The organism is Shewanella sp. 3_MG-2023 (genome assembly GCF_030548765.1).
Taxonomy (GTDB): domain Bacteria; phylum Pseudomonadota; class Gammaproteobacteria; order Enterobacterales; family Shewanellaceae; genus Shewanella.
In genome coordinates this window covers 18,009-37,968 of record NZ_JAUOSH010000021.1, presented here as the reverse complement: position 1 = coordinate 37,968, position 19,960 = coordinate 18,009, and the positions used below count along the sequence as shown (strand labels likewise).

At 41.4% G+C, this 19,960-nt stretch carries 20 protein-coding genes; 11 read left to right on the top strand and 9 right to left on the bottom strand.

Features of this window, described 5'->3' with window-relative positions; translation table 11 throughout:
• The first annotated feature begins 226 nt into the window (after nt 1–226).
• Entirely contained in the window at nt 227–2,257 is a 2,031-nt protein-coding gene (gene fusA / locus Q4591_RS12995) for an elongation factor G (protein WP_102520709.1), read from the top strand.
• Between the two features lie 192 nt (nt 2,258–2,449).
• Nucleotides 2,450–3,277, top strand: a complete 828-nt coding sequence (locus Q4591_RS12990; protein WP_277869087.1) for a 4'-phosphopantetheinyl transferase superfamily protein — start codon at nt 2,450–2,452, stop codon at nt 3,275–3,277.
• Nucleotides 3,278–3,383: 106 nt separating this feature from the next.
• Here Q4591_RS12990 and queF read toward each other — a convergent pair whose 3' ends face one another.
• Nucleotides 3,384–4,238 (bottom strand): NADPH-dependent 7-cyano-7-deazaguanine reductase QueF, encoded by an 855-nt coding sequence (gene queF / locus Q4591_RS12985; protein ID WP_102437534.1) that lies wholly within the window; start codon nt 4,236–4,238, stop codon nt 3,384–3,386.
• Nucleotides 4,239–4,359: 121 nt separating this feature from the next.
• Between queF and syd the strand changes: the two genes are divergently transcribed.
• Complete coding sequence (gene syd, locus Q4591_RS12980) at nt 4,360–5,013, top strand: SecY-interacting protein (RefSeq protein ID WP_102520708.1); 654 nt, start codon at nt 4,360–4,362, stop codon at nt 5,011–5,013.
• A 139-nt stretch (nt 5,014–5,152) separates the two neighbouring features.
• On the opposite strand, the gene Q4591_RS12975 is transcribed toward syd, so the two are convergent.
• Entirely contained in the window at nt 5,153–5,926 is a 774-nt protein-coding gene (locus Q4591_RS12975; RefSeq protein ID WP_303461372.1) for a Zn-ribbon-containing protein, read from the bottom strand.
• Between the two features lie 44 nt (nt 5,927–5,970).
• Nucleotides 5,971–6,303 carry a hypothetical protein gene (locus Q4591_RS12970; protein WP_102437528.1) on the bottom strand — a complete coding sequence of 111 codons (333 nt, stop codon included), beginning with the start codon at nt 6,301–6,303 and terminating at the stop codon, nt 5,971–5,973.
• A gap of 191 nt (nt 6,304–6,494) precedes the next feature.
• Between Q4591_RS12970 and Q4591_RS12965 the strand changes: the two genes are divergently transcribed.
• Nucleotides 6,495–6,881 carry a DUF3192 domain-containing protein gene (locus Q4591_RS12965; protein WP_102475704.1) on the top strand — a complete coding sequence of 129 codons (387 nt, stop codon included), beginning with the start codon at nt 6,495–6,497 and terminating at the stop codon, nt 6,879–6,881.
• Here the strand turns inward: Q4591_RS12965 and Q4591_RS12960 are convergent.
• Nucleotides 6,878–7,108: a DUF2789 domain-containing protein gene (locus Q4591_RS12960; RefSeq protein ID WP_102437524.1), complete on the bottom strand. Its 231-nt coding sequence runs from the start codon at nt 7,106–7,108 to the stop codon at nt 6,878–6,880. The genes Q4591_RS12965 and Q4591_RS12960 overlap by 4 nt on opposite strands.
• 165 nt (nt 7,109–7,273) lie before the next feature.
• Between Q4591_RS12960 and Q4591_RS12955 the strand changes: the two genes are divergently transcribed.
• Nucleotides 7,274–7,912, top strand: coding sequence for a GNAT family N-acetyltransferase (locus Q4591_RS12955; RefSeq protein ID WP_102437597.1), 639 nt, complete (start codon nt 7,274–7,276; stop codon nt 7,910–7,912).
• A complete protein-coding gene (locus Q4591_RS12950; protein ID WP_102475703.1) occupies nt 7,913–8,227 on the top strand; it encodes a DUF962 domain-containing protein in 315 nt (104 codons plus the stop codon).
• 1,606 nt (nt 8,228–9,833) lie between these two features.
• Here Q4591_RS12950 and Q4591_RS12945 read toward each other — a convergent pair.
• Nucleotides 9,834–10,220 (bottom strand): DUF3301 domain-containing protein, encoded by a 387-nt coding sequence (locus Q4591_RS12945; protein WP_102437520.1) that lies wholly within the window; start codon nt 10,218–10,220, stop codon nt 9,834–9,836.
• The gene (locus Q4591_RS12940; protein WP_303461370.1) at nt 10,217–11,245 is read right to left on the bottom strand and encodes a DUF3549 family protein; all 1,029 of its coding nucleotides are present in this window, start codon (nt 11,243–11,245) and stop codon (nt 10,217–10,219) included. Before Q4591_RS12940 ends, Q4591_RS12945 begins: the two co-directional genes overlap by 4 nt.
• Before the next feature lie 119 nt (nt 11,246–11,364).
• Here Q4591_RS12940 and Q4591_RS12935 point away from each other — a divergent pair, with 119 nt between their 5' ends.
• From Q4591_RS12935 to purU, 5 genes are all read left to right on the top strand, one after another.
• Nucleotides 11,365–11,682, top strand: a complete 318-nt coding sequence (locus tag Q4591_RS12935; RefSeq protein ID WP_102520705.1) for a YqcC family protein — start codon at nt 11,365–11,367, stop codon at nt 11,680–11,682.
• A 1-nt stretch (nt 11,683) separates the two neighbouring features.
• Nucleotides 11,684–12,529, top strand: coding sequence for a tRNA pseudouridine(65) synthase TruC (truC, locus tag Q4591_RS12930; RefSeq protein WP_303461367.1), 846 nt, complete (start codon nt 11,684–11,686; stop codon nt 12,527–12,529).
• A 440-nt stretch (nt 12,530–12,969) separates the two neighbouring features.
• Nucleotides 12,970–13,434: a flavodoxin gene (locus tag Q4591_RS12925; protein ID WP_102520704.1), complete on the top strand. Its 465-nt coding sequence runs from the start codon at nt 12,970–12,972 to the stop codon at nt 13,432–13,434.
• A complete protein-coding gene (locus Q4591_RS12920) occupies nt 13,386–14,858 on the top strand; it encodes a PTS transporter subunit EIIC (RefSeq protein ID WP_102475700.1) in 1,473 nt (490 codons plus the stop codon). Before Q4591_RS12925 ends, Q4591_RS12920 begins: the two co-directional genes overlap by 49 nt.
• Before the next feature lie 200 nt (nt 14,859–15,058).
• Nucleotides 15,059–15,931: a formyltetrahydrofolate deformylase gene (gene purU, locus Q4591_RS12915; protein WP_303461364.1), complete on the top strand. Its 873-nt coding sequence runs from the start codon at nt 15,059–15,061 to the stop codon at nt 15,929–15,931.
• Between the two features lie 100 nt (nt 15,932–16,031).
• On the opposite strand, the gene Q4591_RS12910 is transcribed toward purU, so the two are convergent.
• The 3 genes from Q4591_RS12910 to Q4591_RS12900 all read right to left on the bottom strand — a co-directional run bounded on the left by Q4591_RS12910 (nt 16,032) and on the right by Q4591_RS12900 (nt 19,957).
• Entirely contained in the window at nt 16,032–16,367 is a 336-nt protein-coding gene (locus tag Q4591_RS12910) for a rhodanese-like domain-containing protein (protein WP_102520711.1), read from the bottom strand.
• A 94-nt stretch (nt 16,368–16,461) separates the two neighbouring features.
• Entirely contained in the window at nt 16,462–16,671 is a 210-nt protein-coding gene (locus Q4591_RS12905) for a DUF2892 domain-containing protein (RefSeq protein WP_102437507.1), read from the bottom strand.
• Nucleotides 16,672–16,693: 22 nt separating this feature from the next.
• Complete coding sequence (locus tag Q4591_RS12900; protein WP_303461362.1) at nt 16,694–19,957, bottom strand: efflux RND transporter permease subunit; 3,264 nt, start codon at nt 19,955–19,957, stop codon at nt 16,694–16,696.
• Between the last annotated feature and the right edge of the window lie 3 nt (nt 19,958–19,960).

The following is a 19,960-nucleotide window of genomic DNA, read 5'->3' as shown; positions in this document are numbered from 1 at the left end:
CTGAATTTAAATAGCGCTAGGCACTTGCTTTAAATGACATGAATTATCTCACTTGATTTGCAAGGCGGACAGGCTCTTAAAAGGTGAACAGCAAGGTTTCACTGACTAATCAGTTAATCCTGTCGGCATACTTTTACTGAGATTGAGTTATTACAGCTAAACATGTGAAGCTAACAGTGCTTAAAGCGAAATGGATTGATTAACTATGTGATAAAGGGAGGCCACAATGGCTGATTTCACCACTGAGCAAATCCGTAATTTGGCTGTAATGGGTCACACCAACGCAGGCAAATCCTCTTTACTCGAAGCATTACTGTTTAGCGCCAATGCAATAACCTTAAAAGGCAGGGTCGACAAGGGCACAAATCATGCCGATTTCACTGCCCAAGAAAAAGCCCACCACCACAGCCTAGAACCTTCCTTTCTTAATTTTGACTTCCAAAACCACCATTTAAACGTTATTGATACTCCAGGTTTACCTGATTTTATTGGCAGAGCATTATTGCCTCTTTCTGCCGTTGAATCGGTATTATTGGTGGTCAATGCCAGCACTGGGATTGAATCGGTAACCAAAAGAGCCTTTGAAGCAGCCCGAGCGCAGGGCAAAGCAGTGATCATTGCCATTAACCACTTAGATGGCAACGAAGCTTTAGTTGCTGAATTGCTGACTGATATCCAGCAGCAATTTGGTCATCGCTGCTTACCCGTTAATCTCCCCAATGAAATGGCTAATGATGTGGTGGATTGTTATCTGCATTGCGATCTAAAAGCGAAAACCTTATTCAGCGATGTGGAAACTGCCCGTGATGAACTCATTGATACCGTGCTTGAAGAAGATGATCGGTTAATGGAGCTGTATTTAGAGCAAGGTGATTCATTAACCCCAGAGCAATTGCATGCGCCGCTAGAAGCCGCATTGCGAATGGGTCATTTAGTACCAGTATGTTTTACCAGTGCAGAACAAGACATTGGTATTAGCTCGTTACTGGAAATGCTGACTAAGTTGATGCCAAGCCCTCTTGAAGCTAATCCGCCGCAATTTATCAAAGGCTTTACTGAAAATGCCACCCCTATTGATGTTAGCCAAAAAGCTGATGACCATGTATTAGCCCATATCTTTAGAGTGTCAATCGATCCATTTTTAGGCCGCATGGGCGTTTTTCGTTTATACCAAGGCACCATAGAAGTGGGCATGAAACTGTTTATCGGTCATAGCCGTAAACCCTTTAAAGTGACTAACATTCTTAAGTTACAAGGGGACCAGCATAGTAACGTCAATCAGGCTATCCCGGGTGATATCTGCGCCATTGCTAAAATTGATGAGTTAGAAGTTGGCGCTGTGCTGCATGACAGCCATGATGAAGATGAATTTCATTTACCTGAGCTGGTATTGCCGCAACCTATTTTTGGCTTGGCCGTGTCTGCAAAGCGCCGCGGTGATGAACAAAAAATATCGGAAGTGCTACATAAGTTAGTGGCAGAAGACCCAAGCTTACAGATTGCCCGTAATGAGGCAGAAGGACAAACTGTGCTGCAAGGCCAAGGTGATTTACATCTGCAAATTGCATTAGAAAAAGCGCAAACGCTGTTCAATGTTGATATGGACACTGACACTCCAGCCATTGCTTATCGTGAAACCATAATGGGTGAGGCGAGCTTTAGATATCGTCATAAGAAGCAATCCGGTGGCTCTGGCCAATTTGGAGAAGTAGAGCTTAAAGTTGAGCCCCTTGAGCGTGGTCAAGGTTTTGAGTTTGTCAGCAAAGTGGTCGGGGGCTCGGTACCCACTCAATATATTCCCGCGGTTGAAAAGGGAATTAAAGAAGCTATGACAGCTGGTGAGCTTGGTGGGTTTCCGATGCAAGACATCAAAGTTACTGTATTAGATGGCAAACATCACAGTGTGGACTCTAAAGAGATTGCCTTTGTGATGGCGGGTAAAAAAGCCTTTATGGAAGCCGTTAAACTTGCTCAGCCAGTGGTTTTAGAGCCTATCGTTGAAATGAATATTTGTGTTGCTCAGCAACATGTGGGCGATATCACCGCCGATATCAGTAGCGAGCGAGGTATGGTGTGCGGCACACAAGCCGATAGCTCTGGCATGGTCACAGTTGAAGTCGAAGTGCCCTTGGCTAATGTCAGTGACTATTCCACTAGACTAAAATCGATGACGGGTGGTGACGGTCAGTTCTCGATGAGCTTTAGTCGCTATGACGTACAACCTCAGCAAGCGGCAAAGACCACCGCGATGGCTTAATCGCCAAGGGTTCACCATGAGTAGTTAATCGTTGCCAACGGCAATAAATGGGTCTTAATCGCAAGCTAATAGGATTAAAACGGCAGGGGCTGTAATGTTCCAGCCGTTTTTATTTATTTGGCGTATTACACAGACTATAAATTCAGTTAGAAACAAGCGACAATGGCTTTTTGTTTTACTATTGAGTTGATTTTGAATTCTGACACCAAGATAAATCTATTTTTCTGTCCGCTTACCACGGCAGTATTGGATCAAGAAACCACCTCATTGGTGTCATCTTGGTTGCCTGCAGATGAAACCCAAAAAGTGAATCGCTATATTCAACAATCAGCCCGTGAAAAAGGCTTAATGGTTAGAGGTTACTTGCGGGCTTTGTTGTCGCGTTTTGCCGATATAAAGCCCAATGAATGGGTATTTGAATATGGCGAAAAAGGCAAACCGCGTTTAACTGATCTGCAATTTCAGCAAACGGGTTTAGGTTTCAACATCAGTCACAGTGGTGACTGGTTATTGGTGGCTATTTATCAAACTAATGCCCCAATGCAAGCGTTTGAGCTGGGGGCGGATATTGAGCGGCGCCGTGATAGCACCAATATTCATTCGATATTAAATCATTACTTTTCTGAACCTGAAGCGGCAGCTTTATTAGCTTTACCAGCAGTGGAGCATAGGGAACGTTTCTTTGATTTATGGACCTTAAAAGAGTCTTACATTAAGGCCAAAGGCTTAGGCTTAGCTTTATCGCTTAAATCATTCGCATTTGATTTTCAATCGGCTGAAAAAAGCGAGCTTAAGCTGAATAAAGGCGCTGTCATACCTTTACAATTCAATGTCTCTTTGCGGCTGATAAATGATGACAAAGAGCGCTTTGAGATTGAAAACCAATGGCATTGTAGTTTAGGTAAGCTTAATGAGAGCTATCGGTTTGCCATTAGCTTTTATAGTGGATGTGTTGCGAACGAGCCTGAATATAACGCTGAAGTAATAGATTGGGCTGAGCTTATTATTGATTCTCATTAAGTTGCCTTAAAGGCATGCCTAAATTGATCGTTAGCTAAGTCGGTTTACCTGCAGATCAAAAAAGGCACTAAAAAGTGCCTTTTAAGTTGTAATATCATTTTTGAAATTACTGTCTCGCTAAACGATGTGTCTCAGGCGGCTGCTCAAAATCACTTCTAAATGGATTAATATCTAAACCTCCACGGCGAGTATAACGGGCATAAACCGTTAATTTAGAACATTGGCAATAACGTTTTAAGTCAGTAAAAATACGCTCAACACATTGCTCGTGAAATTCATTGTGTTGACGGAATGAAATCAAATAACGCAGTAACTTCTCTCGATCGATTTTAGGACCTTGGTAGCGGATCATCACGCTACCCCAATCAGGCTGAGAGGTAATTAAACAATTCGACTTTAGCAAGTTGGATGTAAGTGTCTCAGCAACATGTTTCTCTTCAGTGCTGTCTTCAAGGTACTCAGGTTTAAATTGATAATCATCAACTTCAATATCAAGTTCATCAATACAGTTACCCGGTAATTCGACAATGCGCTGGGTATTAAAATGTTTTGGCTCGATGATTTTTACCGTGACCTCGCCATTGGCACAGCGGCTAAGATCTTGTTGTAAAGTTTGTTGTACTAGTTCAACACTGTCAAAGCGGGTTTGATTAAAGCTATTTAAATAAAGCTTAAATGACTTTGATTCAATTAAGTTATCACTTTCGATGGCAAGGTAAACTTCAATGATGGCTACCATAGGCTTGCCTTTGGCATTAAGCCAAGATAGTTCATAGCCAGTCCAAATATCAGCACCTTGAAAAGGTAACTCAGCCGTTAATGCAATGGCATCTCTATTTAGCTTACGAGGAACCCCTTGCAGCAATGATGCATCATATTCAGCTTGATATTGCGTCGCTTGACCTAAAGTTAAACCTTTAAGTGCTTCAGCATCACTATAGGGATCGTGATTGTGTGTCATCTAGTGTGTTTCCGTGTCAAAATAGGCCTTTATTATAATACCAATTTATATAATTAGGTAATCACTGTACGTGACAAATACACCAATCTATTTGGTCACAAACAATATTGGAGCATCTTAAGTGTCTTGTTCAACATCATTGGATCAATTTTCTAACCGTTATATTCAAGCTTACCAAGATACCTTAGGGGAATTACCGCGATTTTACCCAATGGGTCAAGGGTCTAGTTGTATTGAGGGCCAGTATGATCTTGAATCTGATGAAGCGGTATTTTGGCAGACTGTTAAGCGTAAAAGCACCGCAGACTTTAGTAATGTCGAACATGCTTTAGAGCTTAAGCTGCATGATGATATCAATGATTTTTACGGCCACTTCTTTTCAGCATCACTGTATTTTGATTCAAACTGGGGCGAAGGCGAATTACTGCAAGTTTGGAATCAGCAAGACTTTGAATCTTTGCAGCAAAATATCATTGGCCACTTGATGATGAAGAAAAAACTCAAACAAGCACCAACCTGGTTTATCGGTGTATTGGGTGATGGCGATAACATGCTAACGGTTGATAATGAAGATGGCAGTGTGTGGATTGAAGTGCCAGGCAATAAGCCCCATGAAAAGCTTGCTGATAGCCTAGCTGGGTTTATCGATAGCCTAACGCCAAGAGTCACACCAGCAATTGAACCTGTAGAAGAAGATCATGGCCATGTGCCACATCCGGGGATTTGGCAGCGAATGAAAATGATGTGGAATGACTTATTGAGACGAAAGTCATAGATCAACGTTATTAATTTGCGATAAACCAAAAAGCCTGACTTATAGATTAATTAAGTCAGGCTTTTTGTTGAAAAGAAGGTTAATGATGCAGCTGTTCTGATCGATGTTAGATACTTCAGAACAATAACGTTTGAAATTATTACTGATGATCCCATGAGATATTCGACACAATTCTGCATGGCTCACATCTGAAGTGAAACATATCCAATAATGGCTCATCCAATAACCACTGTTTCGATCCACAGCGTGGACAGGCTCGTTCTTTTTCAGACTGTAAACTTTCACCACCAACGCGATAAAGATAATAGTAAGTCGGAATTTTGGTAATAAATTCAATTCTGCCGCGGATATCCCAGCCTCGTCTAAATAAATCACTTTTATGACTGGTCAGTTCTTCTAATGCTGCAAATTCAGCTTTGGTTGCCGCCGCCATTTGCAGTTCATCACAAGCTTGCCACTCTGTTTGCCAGCGAATAACTCGCTTATGGTCGCCATTAAAGCTTGCTGGAATTTGATATAGCGGAATAGGGAGAAGGTTGTCGCCACTTCTTAATGGTGAGCACATATGTACATAGCTGGTGTAAAGCACCTGCCAGCTGGGAGTGTCGATATTACTTTGCTCTGAATTGATATCTTGGCCGATAAACTTTTCACGTGGCGCCAATAACTTTGCTTCAGTTAGCATAGTTAATGCTTGCTTGACCCATGGGCTGTTGTTACGGGCTGATAAACTGTTTTTTTCAGGTATTAATAGCCTGACTTTAAACTCACCTTCATTAAGTGCGACAGCAAATTCTCGTCCTAATACTTGGCCATTGGCTCTGAGTGCTTCTAGAAAGTTATTAATGGCTTTTTCTGCCGCAGTGATAGTGGTATCGGCGAAACATTCAAATCTGAGTTCAGTGACAAACATGGTTTTCCGTTTTTAGCTGGTTAAATGTATTGAGGATGTGGTGCTTAACTTTCTAATTGTACAATTCGTTTTTCAAGTGCTGCTATCTTTAGGGCAAATTCACTTTCGACAGCGTCAAATTTAGCCTGCCATTTTTGTTCTAGCGCCGTTAATGGGTCTTGAGCCGTTTCAGTATTAGCTGGCTGTATCATGGCTGCTAAATCGGGTAAGTCTTGCCATTGCTCTTTGGGGATGGCTTTAAATTGCTGCAAACCCTGAATAAGGGTTGGCATGGCTATCCGCGTACCTAATTTACCTTTTATTAACGCTAATGTTGGCGTATGACCTGCTACAGCAATGGATTTTGCCGCCGCAAGGACTTGTTCAATTGGACTCATAATTAGTGAAAATCCTTAAATATCGGTAGTGAAATTACTCAAAAAGTGAGACATGGTTTTAAATGGTGAATAAAATCAAGGCTTTAATTTTTGGCACACTTTTAGCTTAATCAGTATTGAGAACAGTATAACTTACTCTGAAAAACAGTTTCAGTAGAAATTACATTAGAACCATTTGAAAGGGACGTATTATGAAAGCAAAATTGGGTGCAGCATTAATTATGGCTATAGCAGCGACTTCACTAACTGGTTGCGTATTGAATGTGGGCGATCACGAAGGTAAGCGTAGTGATTCATATTGGCAAAAACAACAACAAACTAATCGTAATAACTTAGCGAAACTTTCAATCGGAATGGCAAAAGATCAAGTCACCATTTTGATGGGAACGGCTGATTTCAGTGAGGCTTATGTGACCCAAGCTGACGCTGAAAGTCCAAAGAAAGAGGTTCAGGTGTTTTTCTACCGTACTCAATGGAGTAAAGGTGACGGCAAAACCACAAAAAGTGAATGTACCCCAGTTGTAATAAGTGACAACAAATTAGTGGGTTGGGGTGAAACTGCTTACCAAAACATTTAATTTCTTAATAAAACGTCCAGTTGGTCTATTAATTCAGACCACTGGCCGTCTTGATGTAAGGCCTCTTCAATAAAGTGTCTTTGCGATTCTGACCAAAATCCAGCCTGTGCAATGGTGCTATTTTTAGCCAGTTTATGTTGTTCGATAAACTGGTTAATATCTTCCTTAGATGAACTTAATCCTAATTGCTGAAATAAGTGTTCAAATGTTGTCGTTGTCGTATCCATGAGCTTTCACCATGTATGAATGATATTACTTTACTAAGATTAGGTGACCCTATTTAAATTGCAATATGTTTCAAAGTTGTTAAGTTGAGACTATCAACTGGATTAGTTAAGAGTGACATCATGGAAAACAACACTTTGCCCCCGAAAACTCAAGCTGCGCCGTCTTTGGATGAACAAACTAACGATCAACCTAGAGCGGTTTATTTGACTGCGGAAGATCTAAGAGTTGCAGCATCGATTATTTATAATGCCTATCATGATGATCCATTTTTTATTGAAGCTTTAGCCACTGCTAATAAAGCCAATTACGAACAAAAACTGCGGGCTGCAATCAGAGAAGAGCTCACAGAGTTATGGCAGCAAGAGCAACCATTAATTGGTTGGTTTGAAGGCAAACGTCTCATCGGTGTCGCCTGTGTGATCACCCATCAAGTGCCTCTTGGTGAAAGTCGTTACTGGCACTGGCGTTTAAAAATGGTACTCGGCACTGGTTGGAGTTCAACCCAAGCATTTATTAAAAAAGAGCATACCATCTTAGAAAGTTTACCGAGTAAACAATACGGTATTTTACAATTTATCGCTTTGAGCCCTAATGAGCAAAGAAAAGGTAATGGGGCAAAATTAATTCAAGCGGTGTTAAGTTGGTGCGATGAGCAGTTAGAGCTCGATGGGATCGGAGTATTTGTTAACAACGATAAACATGCAGCGCTTTTTATTGGTGAAGGTTTTGGCCATTTGTCTGATCAAACCATTGGCTCTGTTGATGGTGAGATATTAATTTATCAAAGTAAATCGGAGCAATAAATGGCTGATAAACAGTATCAAGACTTTAAGTCGTTTTATCCTTTTTATTTATCACAACATCAAAATGCCACATGTCGGCGCTTACATTACCTCGGCTCTGGACTGATAGTGTTATTGCTGTTGGTGACTCTAGTTAGCCAGCAATGGTGGCAACTATTATTTATCCCTGTCATCGGTTATGGATTTGCATGGATTGGTCACTTTGTATTTGAAAAAAACAAACCTGCTACTTTTGAATACCCGCTATACAGTTTGCTCGCTGACTGGGTAATGTTTGCGCAAATGTTAAAAAAGCTATTCCTCTCAAAGTCATAAACAGGCAAGTTTCACTTTGGCGTGTAAGACTTATCTCACATACCCTGTAAGTTATCTAACTTTAGTCTGTATGCATTCTCTAGCTGAATTTGTTTTTTACCAATTAAAACATAGCCTTAAGTTTTCAGGTCTGTTTTGGTGACGAGAATTTATTGGTTTGTGAGTAAATGGGGTGTTTTCTCGTCAATGAATTTAGCTAAAATATTACACAAGGTCGCAACATAAATAGAACAGGGTGTTTTGTTTAATATTGCACTTATAATGAATAGTCATATTGTAAAGCCAACAACCTTTGGTCGTTAATGTCTCAGGATGAGATGAAAATTAAAGGAAGGGGGCTGGTTATTCATTGAGATATTTATATGAGAAAACCTCTTATTAGCTATCTCAAAATATGAATTCAGGACGAAGTCAGGACACGCTCAAGGAAAGGGCATAAGCTCAGTTATGGATAACTGAAACTAGGATGAACCCTCTCAGGATGATGACGGATTGCAGGATGCAGCATACCAGGATGGTAATCTAGGAGTAAAACTGTCAGTCAAAGGGATAGACTGTTCAATGGATTGAAAGCTCAAGTATTCAGCAACTGGCAAGAATACAAGGAAATTGAGTAACAGGGAATAAAGGGAGCAGGGAGCAAATAATCGCATGGATGGAGCAGGGAAGCACAATTTAGCCGGATAAGCTAACAGAGCGTAAAATAGGCGCAATCTTAATTTATTAGGATTGCGCTTTTTACATTTCAGAAATACAAATGTTAAATATGTGAATTTTTTTGCAGTGGTTAATTTCCCTAATAGCCAGAGTGTTTGTGCGATATATCTCACAAGGGGTGTAAGCCTTATCGCATTTGAAACGCGCCTTAAATTAGGTTTATTTTAAAGTTGTTGTTTTTATTGATTTTAATTTGACGCCTGCTGGTTTAGTGGTGTTACTACTTTGTAATTACGCTGTAATGTGAATACTTATGACTTACCTGTTGAACCATATGAACTATAATAGATACCAAGAAAGCAAATATGCACAGGAAGTGCTTAAGTTGTATCAATAGGATTATAAGTAAAGTGTTTTCTGCTCTACAGTGACTTTCAAATCAAGGTAAAATGTACGCTATGGACAGTGGCATGATTAAAAGGTTAGTGACAAGGAGTTAACTAATACCCCATCACTGCAGTTTATGGATATAAGCGACTTTATTAGATTGAAGGACATCAATTAAGGGATTTACGCCATAAGGGATTTATGGTGATTGCATTGGATGCAATAACTTGATTAAAGGATGTCATGGAAGAACCCCAAGGATGAATTAAGGACACGCTTAAGGATTTGAGCAGGCTCGGTCAATGGATAATCGAGTAAGATGGAAAGTACTTAAGTGTACAAGGAATATCAAGGATTGAATAAGGATAGCGCTCGGAGCAAGTTAGACGCATGGATGGTGCAGGGAGCACAACAATAGCTGGATGGCTTAACAAAAGCACAAGAGACCGCGGCAATGATTTGTCGCGGTCTTTCTTTTGGCTAGCGTTTAATAAATAACGATTTTCCAGTAAAAAATGGTTTATGCAGTATGGCTTACCTATTGAGTCGTTAAGCCAATAAATTACTTACACTTTCCGGAGTTGCAGCTAGATGCGCCGCCACAACCACCAAACTTACCTTTTGCCATCGGCGCATCCATCCATTCTGGCTCTGGGAAAATAGGCCAATTTATTTTTTCTATTTTTTTACCATGCATTTGGATATGCGCGCGATATTGGTTCATGCCATCGGTGCTAAATTCAAACAAAAATTTAGCACGCCAACAAAGGCCAGTAGTACCACCCAGGCTAGGTCTTGCTGACTCCATTGCGATAGCAAGGAGTTGTACTTTTTGCTTGCCGCAGGCGCTTTCAGCATACTTACGGCTAATTTCTGCCATTTGTCGTAATTGCCAAAAGAATGCGCCCACAACCACGACTGCTACGATTAAAATAAAATCTGACATCATTGGCTTAGTGCCTTAAATAAACCGCCAATAGCCGCTGATAGTTTCTCACTTCGTTCGGTATTTCTTAGTTCAAGCAACAGCGGCTGGCGTAAACTCGGTATAGACACGATATCAGCAAATACTTGGTTAAAGAAGATTTGTGGCTGATTTGCTAAGACTTCTAGATAAAGTTTGCGAGTTTGGTCATCTTTTAATGCAATCCAGTTTCTGGCAGCAATGGTGATCAATAAGTTTTCATCAAGTTGTTGGTAATTAACCAATTGCTTAATGGCTTTTTGAGTTAACTCAGCTTGTGAAGCAAGGGCTCTAAGATAGATATGCTTATGCTCAACCGGCGCTTGAGATAACTTATCAAACAAGGTTTGTGCAAGCACTGCATCAATGGTCACATGTTCTAAGCATTGGCAAATAGCTGCTTGAACTTCAACTGGGGCAAATTCAAAAGCGGCATTAATTTCTGCAGCGTGGTTATGTTGATCTAGGCGCACACAGATGTCGGCAATGCCTTGAAGCCCTAATTGCTGCCACGAGTCATCCACTTTCTTTGGACTTGCTATCAGCGCAGCAAAGTAGCTAGCGGCAAATTGATATTGCGCTGATGGTTGCTGGCTTAATTGACGTTTTACTAAGGCATTAAATAGCGCTAGCTTTTCCTGGCTAGGCTTGAAGCTAAAAGGGTGATTAGCATAGCGCTCTTGTTCTTCATCACTTAATGCTTTGGTTGGATCTTGCCCTAGAGCTTCGAGGATCATTTTGATGAATTGACTGCGCTGCGCTGGAGACAACAAGCCTTGCTCATCCAGTGGCAGCTTTAAAAACCAAATAAAAGGTGGCTGTGCTTCGCGCCAAAACACGATGGCAAATTGTGCATGACCTTGAGTTGGAAAAGGGTAAGGGTTTTTTAATGCTTCAATTTGATTAAACAACATCATATCGATGTTTTCGACTCTGCGGCCTAAATCATAAACCTGAAATTGAGTATTAGCGGTGTCTAAAAATTCACTTAGGGTTTCGAGTTGTGTCATGGTGTTTTTATATAGCGATTAACTTGTGCGTATTATAGGGTTAACTGCCTCCTGATGATATAATTAGTCGCACAAACAATCGTGTTATTTCAAACTTGTGTGAGCGATAAATCACAGTTATGCCGTATATTAAAACAGAGCAATACTTAATTCAGATAGAACAAAACCTTAAAGATGCAAACCTTTGGTCATCGACTAAACCTTCTGCTCAAGCGCTTGCGAGCAGTTCTCCTTTTGCCTGCGATACCATGGGGTTTGAGCAATGGTTGCAGTTTATTTTTATCCCTAAGATGCAACAGCTTATTTGTATGAAGCAGGCTTTACCTACTCAAATAGCCTTAGCCCCTATGGCGGCACATGTGTGGAGTCAGCGTGATGATCTTAATCCTTTGATACGTTTATTGGCTGAGTTAGACACCTTTTTAAGTGAGCAATAACATGATAGATGATGAATATTTCGATGACCAAGAAGATGCAGCGAGCCTTCAAGCTGAAACGCTAGCAGCGGAGGGGCTTGAAGATGAAACGCCGCCTGAGTTAGAAATTCTTTTTGAAGATGAGCATCTGGTGGTTATTCATAAGCCGGCTGGTTTGTTGGTGCACCGCAGTTACCTTGCAAGAAAGGAGCGCTTTTTTGCGATGCAACTGACTCGAGACCTAGTGGGCTGCCATGTGTTTCCGGTGCACAGATTAGATAGACCCACATCTGGAGTGTTAGTTTTTGCCAAAAGCAGTGAAGTCGCCAGAGCGCTTTGTGAGCAGTTTGAACATCATCAAGTGACGAAAGAATATATCGCTTTGGTTCGAGGCAATATGCATGAGTCAGATCGTTTAGATTACGCTTTAAAAGTAGAACTAGATGATGTTGCCGACAAAAAGGCCAATAAAGATAAGCCCGCACAAGAAGCGGTAACTGATTATAAGCCGTTAATGAATGCAGAGATCCCATACAGTTCTGGGCGTTATCCCAGTAGCCGCTTTTGCTTAATTAACCTTACACCGCAAACGGGCCGTAAACATCAACTGAGACGACATATGGCGCATTTACGTCATCCTATTATTGGTGATACCACCCATGGTGATGGTAAGCAGAATAAGTTTTTTAGATCGCACTTTGAGATAAATCGTTTATGGCTTATCGCTAAGTCAATTCGTTTTACTCATCCTGTGACCTTAGAGAAAATGCATATAGAAACAGAATTGGAGCAAGAATGGCTGAGGATATTTGAGCAGTTTGGCTGGGATGATGCGCTTGATTGCTCAGCACCTATGGATATTGCTTAGTAGGCTATAAAAAATTCTTACGTAAAAACTATCACGTAATAATAAGTTACGTAAGAATCTTAAAGATAAATCCAAGTACTTGGTAAGTGCGCTTATTAAGTACTTTGTTTTAAAGGGGTTTTATTGTGTTTTAACAATAATGCCTTCAACTTCTCGAACTCATCAATTTTTGCAAGTGGCTCGCTAGTATCTTGTTGTTCACATCTAAAGTAAAAGTTTCGCCTAATATGGGCGGCCTTATGCTGGAGTTTGAACAATCTATGCCGGTTGGCTTGGCGCATAACAATAACCTTAACGTTTAGATAAGTTGTTACTTTTGTTTGTATTTCATACTTGCAGCCCAGCGCTGGAATGCAGTATGGTGAAGCTATTAACTCAAATTAGTCAGCATTTAAGCTGTAATAATCAATGCAGTCAGTGAGCTTGGGGAAAAGTATATCATGGATAAAGTTAATATAGTGTTCGGAACAGTGTATGGAAGTGCACAATTTGTTGCTGAAACATTAACCGATAAGATCGCACAATTGGATTTTAATACCCAATTGTTTCAGCCAACTGAGCTATTAGGCTATGTTCCAGCTGAAGATGAATTACTGATCATAGTGACCTCTACCACTGGTCACGGTGACTTACCTGAAGATATTGCGCCATGGTTTAATGAGTTGCGCTCAATAGCGCCTTATTTGCCTAAGCTTAACTACAGCGTTATTGCCTTAGGTGACTCAAGCTATGAAACATTCTGCGGCGGAGGAAAACAATTTGATGAACTGCTTACTGAACTCGGTGCAACCAGTATTACGCCGCGCCTTGAAATCGATGCCTGTGAAACCATGGAACCAGAAACAGAAGCCACACAATGGATAACAACTTGGCAAACCGCAGTAACCCAGTCGCAAGACAGTTAAGGTTATTAAGCCAGCGGTGGTTTAAATTTGCTCAGCGTCTTAGTCAGGCGCTGTTAATTCCCATCGCCATTTTACCCGCTGCAGGTGTCATGCTCGGGCTTTCTGCCAATCCCCTTCCTTTTATATCTACCGAACTCGCCATCGTGCTTTCGAATGTGGGTAATCTAATTTTTACCATGATGCCGCTATTATTTGCGATAGCTATTGCCATTGGCTTTTGTCAAGACCAAGGTATTGCCGCCTTTGTCGCAGTTTTTGGCTTTGGCGTTTATATTTCAAGCCTTGGAGCAATGACAACCCTTTATCACTTACCCTCGAGGCCCATTTGGGGGATGGAGACAATGGATACCGGAATTGCTGGTGGTGTGCTGATTGGCGCGCTGACTTGTTTGGTGGTGCGATTGAGTGAAAATGTAAAACTGCCAGCAGTGTTCTCATTTTTTGAAGGCCATCGAAGCGCTGCGTTAATCATTATTCCATTTTCCATGCTGATGGCGTTCATCTTAGCTTTTATTTGGCCCACACTGGCCTATGAAATCGATTCTTTATCCTTATGGGCTGTATATCAAGAGCCTGCTGTCGCCTTTGGTGTTTATGGCGCCATTGAACGATTACTTATTCCATTGGGCCTACACCACATTTGGAACGCGCCATTTTACTTGGAAGTGGGACAATATATTGATGACGGTAAATTGGTGAGAGGTGAAATAGCTCGCTATCTTGCTGGTGATCCTGCTGCGGGTAATTTTGCTGGGGGTTACCTCATAAAAATGTGGGGACTCCCTGCTGCAGCGTTGGCTATTTGGCGTAGCGCGGATAAATCTGAACGTAATCGCGTTGCCGGGATTATGCTGTCAGCGGCAACCGCAAGTTGGTTAACTGGGATCACCGAACCCATTGAATTTGCCTTTATGTTTGTGGCGCCGATATTGTTTTTAATTCACGCCATTCTGACTGGTGTGGCCTATAGCGTTTGTGTTTTGCTTGAAGTAAAACACAGTGTGGTGTTTTCCCACGGACTGATTGATTTCAGTTTGTTGTTTGCTCAATCAAGTAATACTCAATGGATTTGGTTTTTAGGGCCATTAACGGGGTTTGTTTATTATCTTTTATTTAGGGTGAGTATTGTAGCATTTAACTTAAAAACCCCTGGGCGGTTAGAAGCTGATGGTCACGGCAATAAAGAAAGCCTACGCAGCATGATTAGTGCTCTTGGCGGGGCAGACAATATTGTTGAATTAAATGCTTGTTTAACCCGCTTACGCATTACAGTCGTGAATCCAAAACTTGTCGATAAACCCAGGTTGATGCGCTTAGGCGCGAAAGGGGTGATCAAAGTGGGGCATGGAGTACAGGTTGTATTTGGGACTAAGGCGGAAAGTTTGCGCAAACTACTGCAAAAGTACCTAGACACCCGTAAATGATTATTAAAACCTCATAAATATAGCAACTCTTTTAACTATTTAATAATTAGGTTGCTATAAAAAAATCAATTATTGATATATCTGGTTATTTAATTACATCTCCCATAAAAGCTATGTTAAAAGTAAAATATAGTTTTTAGCCAGCTGCATTTTATTTGAATGTAAACGTCATCGATTTAATTCTTGTGAGCCAATAGTTTATGAAGTCTAAAAGTAACCCAGTTAACAATACAGCAAGCCTAGAGCGAAAAATTTTGATCACTGATTGTGAAGATGCAAAAGGCCTTATCGCTAAAATTACCGGGGTGTGTTTTGCCCATAAGCTAAATATTATTAAAAACACCGAATTTGTTGACCATGAACAAGGACGCTTTTTTATGCGTACTGTGCTTGAAGGGCAAATTAACGATCAGCAGTTATTGGCAGACTTAACTGAGGTGTTGCCTCTACAAAATCACATGAAGTTGGTGGATGCAGGCCGAAAACGTATTGTCATTTTGGTCACCAAAGAAGCCCATTGTTTAGGTGATATTTTAATGAAGTCCTATTATGGCGGCTTAGATGTTGAAATCGCCGCAGTGGTAGGTAATTACGATGTGTTGCAAGGCTTAACTGAAAAGTTTGATATTCCATTTCATCATGTTAGTCATGAAGGTTTAGACCGAGCCCAGCACGAGCAAGCGATGCTTGAGGTTATAAAACCCTATAATGCTGATTACATTGTATTGGCAAAATATATGCGAATTTTAACTCCTGAGTTTGTCGCTGAGTTTCCCAATACCATTATCAATATTCATCACTCATTTTTACCGGCATTTATTGGCGCCTCACCTTATCGTCAAGCGTGGGAGCGTGGGGTAAAAATCATTGGTGCGACAGCCCACTTTGTCAATAATTGCTTAGATGAAGGGCCTATTATCAAACAAGATGTGATTAATGTTGATCATAGTTTCAGCGCAGAAGAACTCGCTCATAATGGCCGCGATGTTGAAAAAAGCGTGCTGAGTAAAGCCCTGCAGCTTGTCCTTGATGAACAAGTAGTAGTCTATGGTAACAAAACCGTGGTTTTTTAGACTTTTAATGAAGTAACAAAAAGGTCTGTCAGAGTTATCTGGCAGACCTTTTTTATATCCAATAAGGGGCTCATTTAGCTGTAAGCGTTAATAAAGCGGGTTATTGCTTATTTGCTGATAAAGTAGCAATGCCGCCACCGTTATAAGTTTGAGTGTAGCCTGCAGCGGCTAACTCATCGTTGGCAATACCGCTTCTGCGGCCGCTGCGGCAATACAATACGATGGCTGTATCTTTGGCAATATTTTGTTTATTTAGCTCTTTAAGGGCGATATTAAAGGGAATATTAATCGCGCCCTCAAGGTGACCTGCGGCAAACTCTTCAGCGGTTCTTACATCCAATATCATCGCACCCTTGTTAATTTTCTCCCACGCAATAACGGGATTCATATCTTGGGCAAGGCTTATTTTACTCACTGTTAATACCATTAAGCACATGGCAAGTAGGGTGAGGGCTTTAACAGCTTGAATAGTAAATTTATTACAATCTAATGGCTGCACTGTGGCTCCTTATTGATATATTTTTGCAATGCTATTGGGTTGCTTTTTCTGCTTCGGTTTTTAGACCGAGTTTTTTCATCACCATAGCGGCGGGACAAAAACCAGTAAAAGCACTTTGAAATAGATTAGCACCAACAAATGCTGTCAGCCAAATAAAATGGTGACTGACGGTAGCGGTAAGCACTAAAGATAACAGCACCATAAAGCCGGCAAAAGCCATAATTGATCTTTCAATAGACATAAGTAACTCCTTAAACGTTAGATTAGTTGTGGATCCCTTGGCGGTTTTTCATTACTGCGTAATACAGTACTGGGATAACGACCAAGGTTAAAATGGTTGAAATAAATATCCCGAAAATAAGGCTGATTGCTAGCCCACTAAAAATCGGGTCATCAATGATAAATAGTGCGCCAATCATGGCGGCAAAGGCCGTTAACATAATTGGTTTGGCGCGCACTGCGGCGGCGTTGATCACGGCTTGTTCAAACGGTACACCTTCGGTTGCCTGTTGATGGATAAAATCAACCAGCAAAATTGAGTTTCGCACTATGATACCGGCCAGCGCGATCATGCCTATCATTGATGGGGCGGTGAATTGCGCCCCGAGTATTGCGTGCCCTGGCATGACCCCAATAATGGTTAATGGAATGGGCGCCATAATAATCAGTGGCACGGTATAAGATTTAAATTGTGCGACTACTAATAAGTAAATCGCAATCATACCCACCGCATAAGCAATACCCATATCGCGGAAGGTTTCATAAGTTATTTTCCACTCGCCATCCCATAGTACGGCAACTTCATCTAAGCCGTCGGGCTGATTGGCAAAGTATTGGCTCATTGGGTATGCTGCTTCACCACTTTCTTGCTCATGGTTTATTTGGCCTACCATATCAAACATGCCATACAAAGGGCTGCCTGTCGGGCCTGCCATATCGGCAATGACCATGATCATGGGCACCATATTTTTATGGATAATAGTGGTATCAATGCTGGTTTGTTTAATTGAAGCCACATCAGCAAGGGTGACCATTGCTCCTGAGGCTGAAGGGATTTTTAATAACATCACCTGATGCATATCCACCTTGGCGGCTTCATCAAGCTGCAGCCTGATTGGTGTTGGCAGGTGCAAGTTGCTTTGATAAAGGTAACTGGCATCTTTGCCATCAATTGCCGCTTGAATAGTATTAACAATACTTGAGTAAGCCACCCCAGCAATTGCAGCGCGATTACGATCAATACTCACTTGCCATTTGCTTTGCTGTGCGGGTAAATAAATATCCACATCTACAACATGCTCAGTTTGCTGAAAACGGCTCATTAAATCGTTAGCCGCTTGTTCGCGCAGCGCTGTGGTTGGTGCGTAAACTTCAGCCACAATCGGTGACCATACTGGTGGCCCTGGAGGCACTTCAACAATTTTGATATTGGCATTGTAAGCGACACCAATGGCTTGTAAAGGCTCTCTCACTGACATAGCAATATCATGACTGTTTCTATCACGTTCTGACTTTTCAACCAGATTGACTTGAATATCAGCCACTTCTTGGCTTTCACGTAAAAAGTAATGTCTCACTAGGCCGTTAAAATTCATTGGCGAGTGGGTGCCTGCGTACAACTGCAAGTGTTCAACTTCTTCAACAGTCGTCAGATAAAGTCCAAGCTCTTGTAGCAGTTTTTGATTTTGCTCAAACGGCGTGCCTTCAGGTAGATCAACAATCACCTGAAACTCCGATTTATTATCAAAAGGCAGCATTTTAAGCACAACGGCTTGCATGAAGGGTAATGACACCGCGAGTGCGATTAGTAGCACAATGCCTAACGCCATAGCTTTACGCGCCTTACTGGCGTGTTCACCATCAAGAAATGGTTTCATGATGAAAGTGAAAAAGCTCAGTAATTTAGTTGAGGCTGTTTCTGTATGGGGTTGCTCATTTAGGTCACTGCTGGTGTTACCTCGGTGAGCTTTGGCATTAAGCCATTTATTACTCAGCCATGGGGTCATCACAAAAGCAATCAATAGCGAGATAAGCATGCCCATACTGGCATTGATGGGAATAGGGCTCATGTAAGGCCCCATTAAGCCAGAAACAAACGCCATTGGCAGTAATGCCGCAATAACGGTAAAGGTGGCCAAAATTGTCGGCCCGCCCACTTCATCCACAGCCTGTGGGATTAATTCTGTGAGCGGTTTATTACTCATCGCCATATGACGGTGAATGTTTTCTACCACAACAATGGCGTCATCCACTAAGATCCCAATTGAAAATATCAGTGCAAAAAGTGAAATACGGTTAAGGGTAAAGCCCCATGCCCATGAGGCAAATAATGTCAGTGCTAAGGTAATAATAATAGCGACGCCAACAATGGCTGATTCGCGGGCGCCCATAGTTAATAGCACCAATATCACCACTGCAGCGGTAGCAAAAATTAATTTAAATATCAGTGTGCTGGCTTTTTCGCCCGCGGTAGCGCCATAGTTACGGGAAACAGCGACATTGACGTTATCAGGAATAAGTAAGTTATCGAGTTTGGCAACTTTATCTGTAATTAAATTGGCAATATCTACCGCGTTTTCACCGGCTTGCTTACCAATAGCAATGGTTACAGCAGGGAATTGACCTTGCTGATTAGCATGCCAGACCTGCTGCTTTTGAATATCGCTTTTCAAGGTGATATCAGCAACATCGGCTAAATAAACCACCTTGGCGCTGGCAGGCTCAGTGATTGAGTTATTAGCGGGTATTACTTTGATAACCAGGTTTTTAAGATCGTCAACTGAGTCTAAAAACTGTCCAGTTTGAACCTTAATCTCTTGATTATTTTGGGTTAATGAACCTGTTGTTGAGACGGAATTATTACTGTTTAGCACTTGCTCAATTTGTTCAATCGTGATCCCAAAACTGTTTAGCTTACTAGGATCTAAGCGAACATTGGCAATAAGCTCATGCCTACCTTGAGAATATATCTCACGGGTGCCTGGGATACGTTTTAGTTCAGTTTCTAGTACCGTAGCGACTTTAGTGAGTTGCTCAGGGTTCATGGTGGGATCATCTGACCATAAGGTGAGACCAAAAATAGGTACGTCATCAATACCGCGAGGTTTTATCAGCGGCTCACCAATGCCTGCGGCTTGATTGAATTTATCAAGATTAGAATAAATTTTATTGTATAAATCGACAACAGCTTGTTCTCGAGCAATGCCCACTTTGAAGATGGCAATGATTAAGGCGCCGTCAGGCTGTGAGAATGAATAAAGGGTATCAACACCTTTAATTTCTGAAATAATTTTTTCGGCAGGTAAGGTAACCTGATTAGCGACTTGCGTAGGAGTTGCACCTGGATAGGGGATAAACACATCAGCAAAGGTGACATCAATTTGCGGCTCTTCTTCTTTAGGGGTTATGAGTACCGCAAATAAGCCGAGTAGTAATGCCAAAATAGCCAGTAAAGGGGTGATAGCACTGGTTTGAAAGTTCTTAGCAATGGTGCCAGAAATACCTAAACGAGGTTCTGAATTAGCCATGAA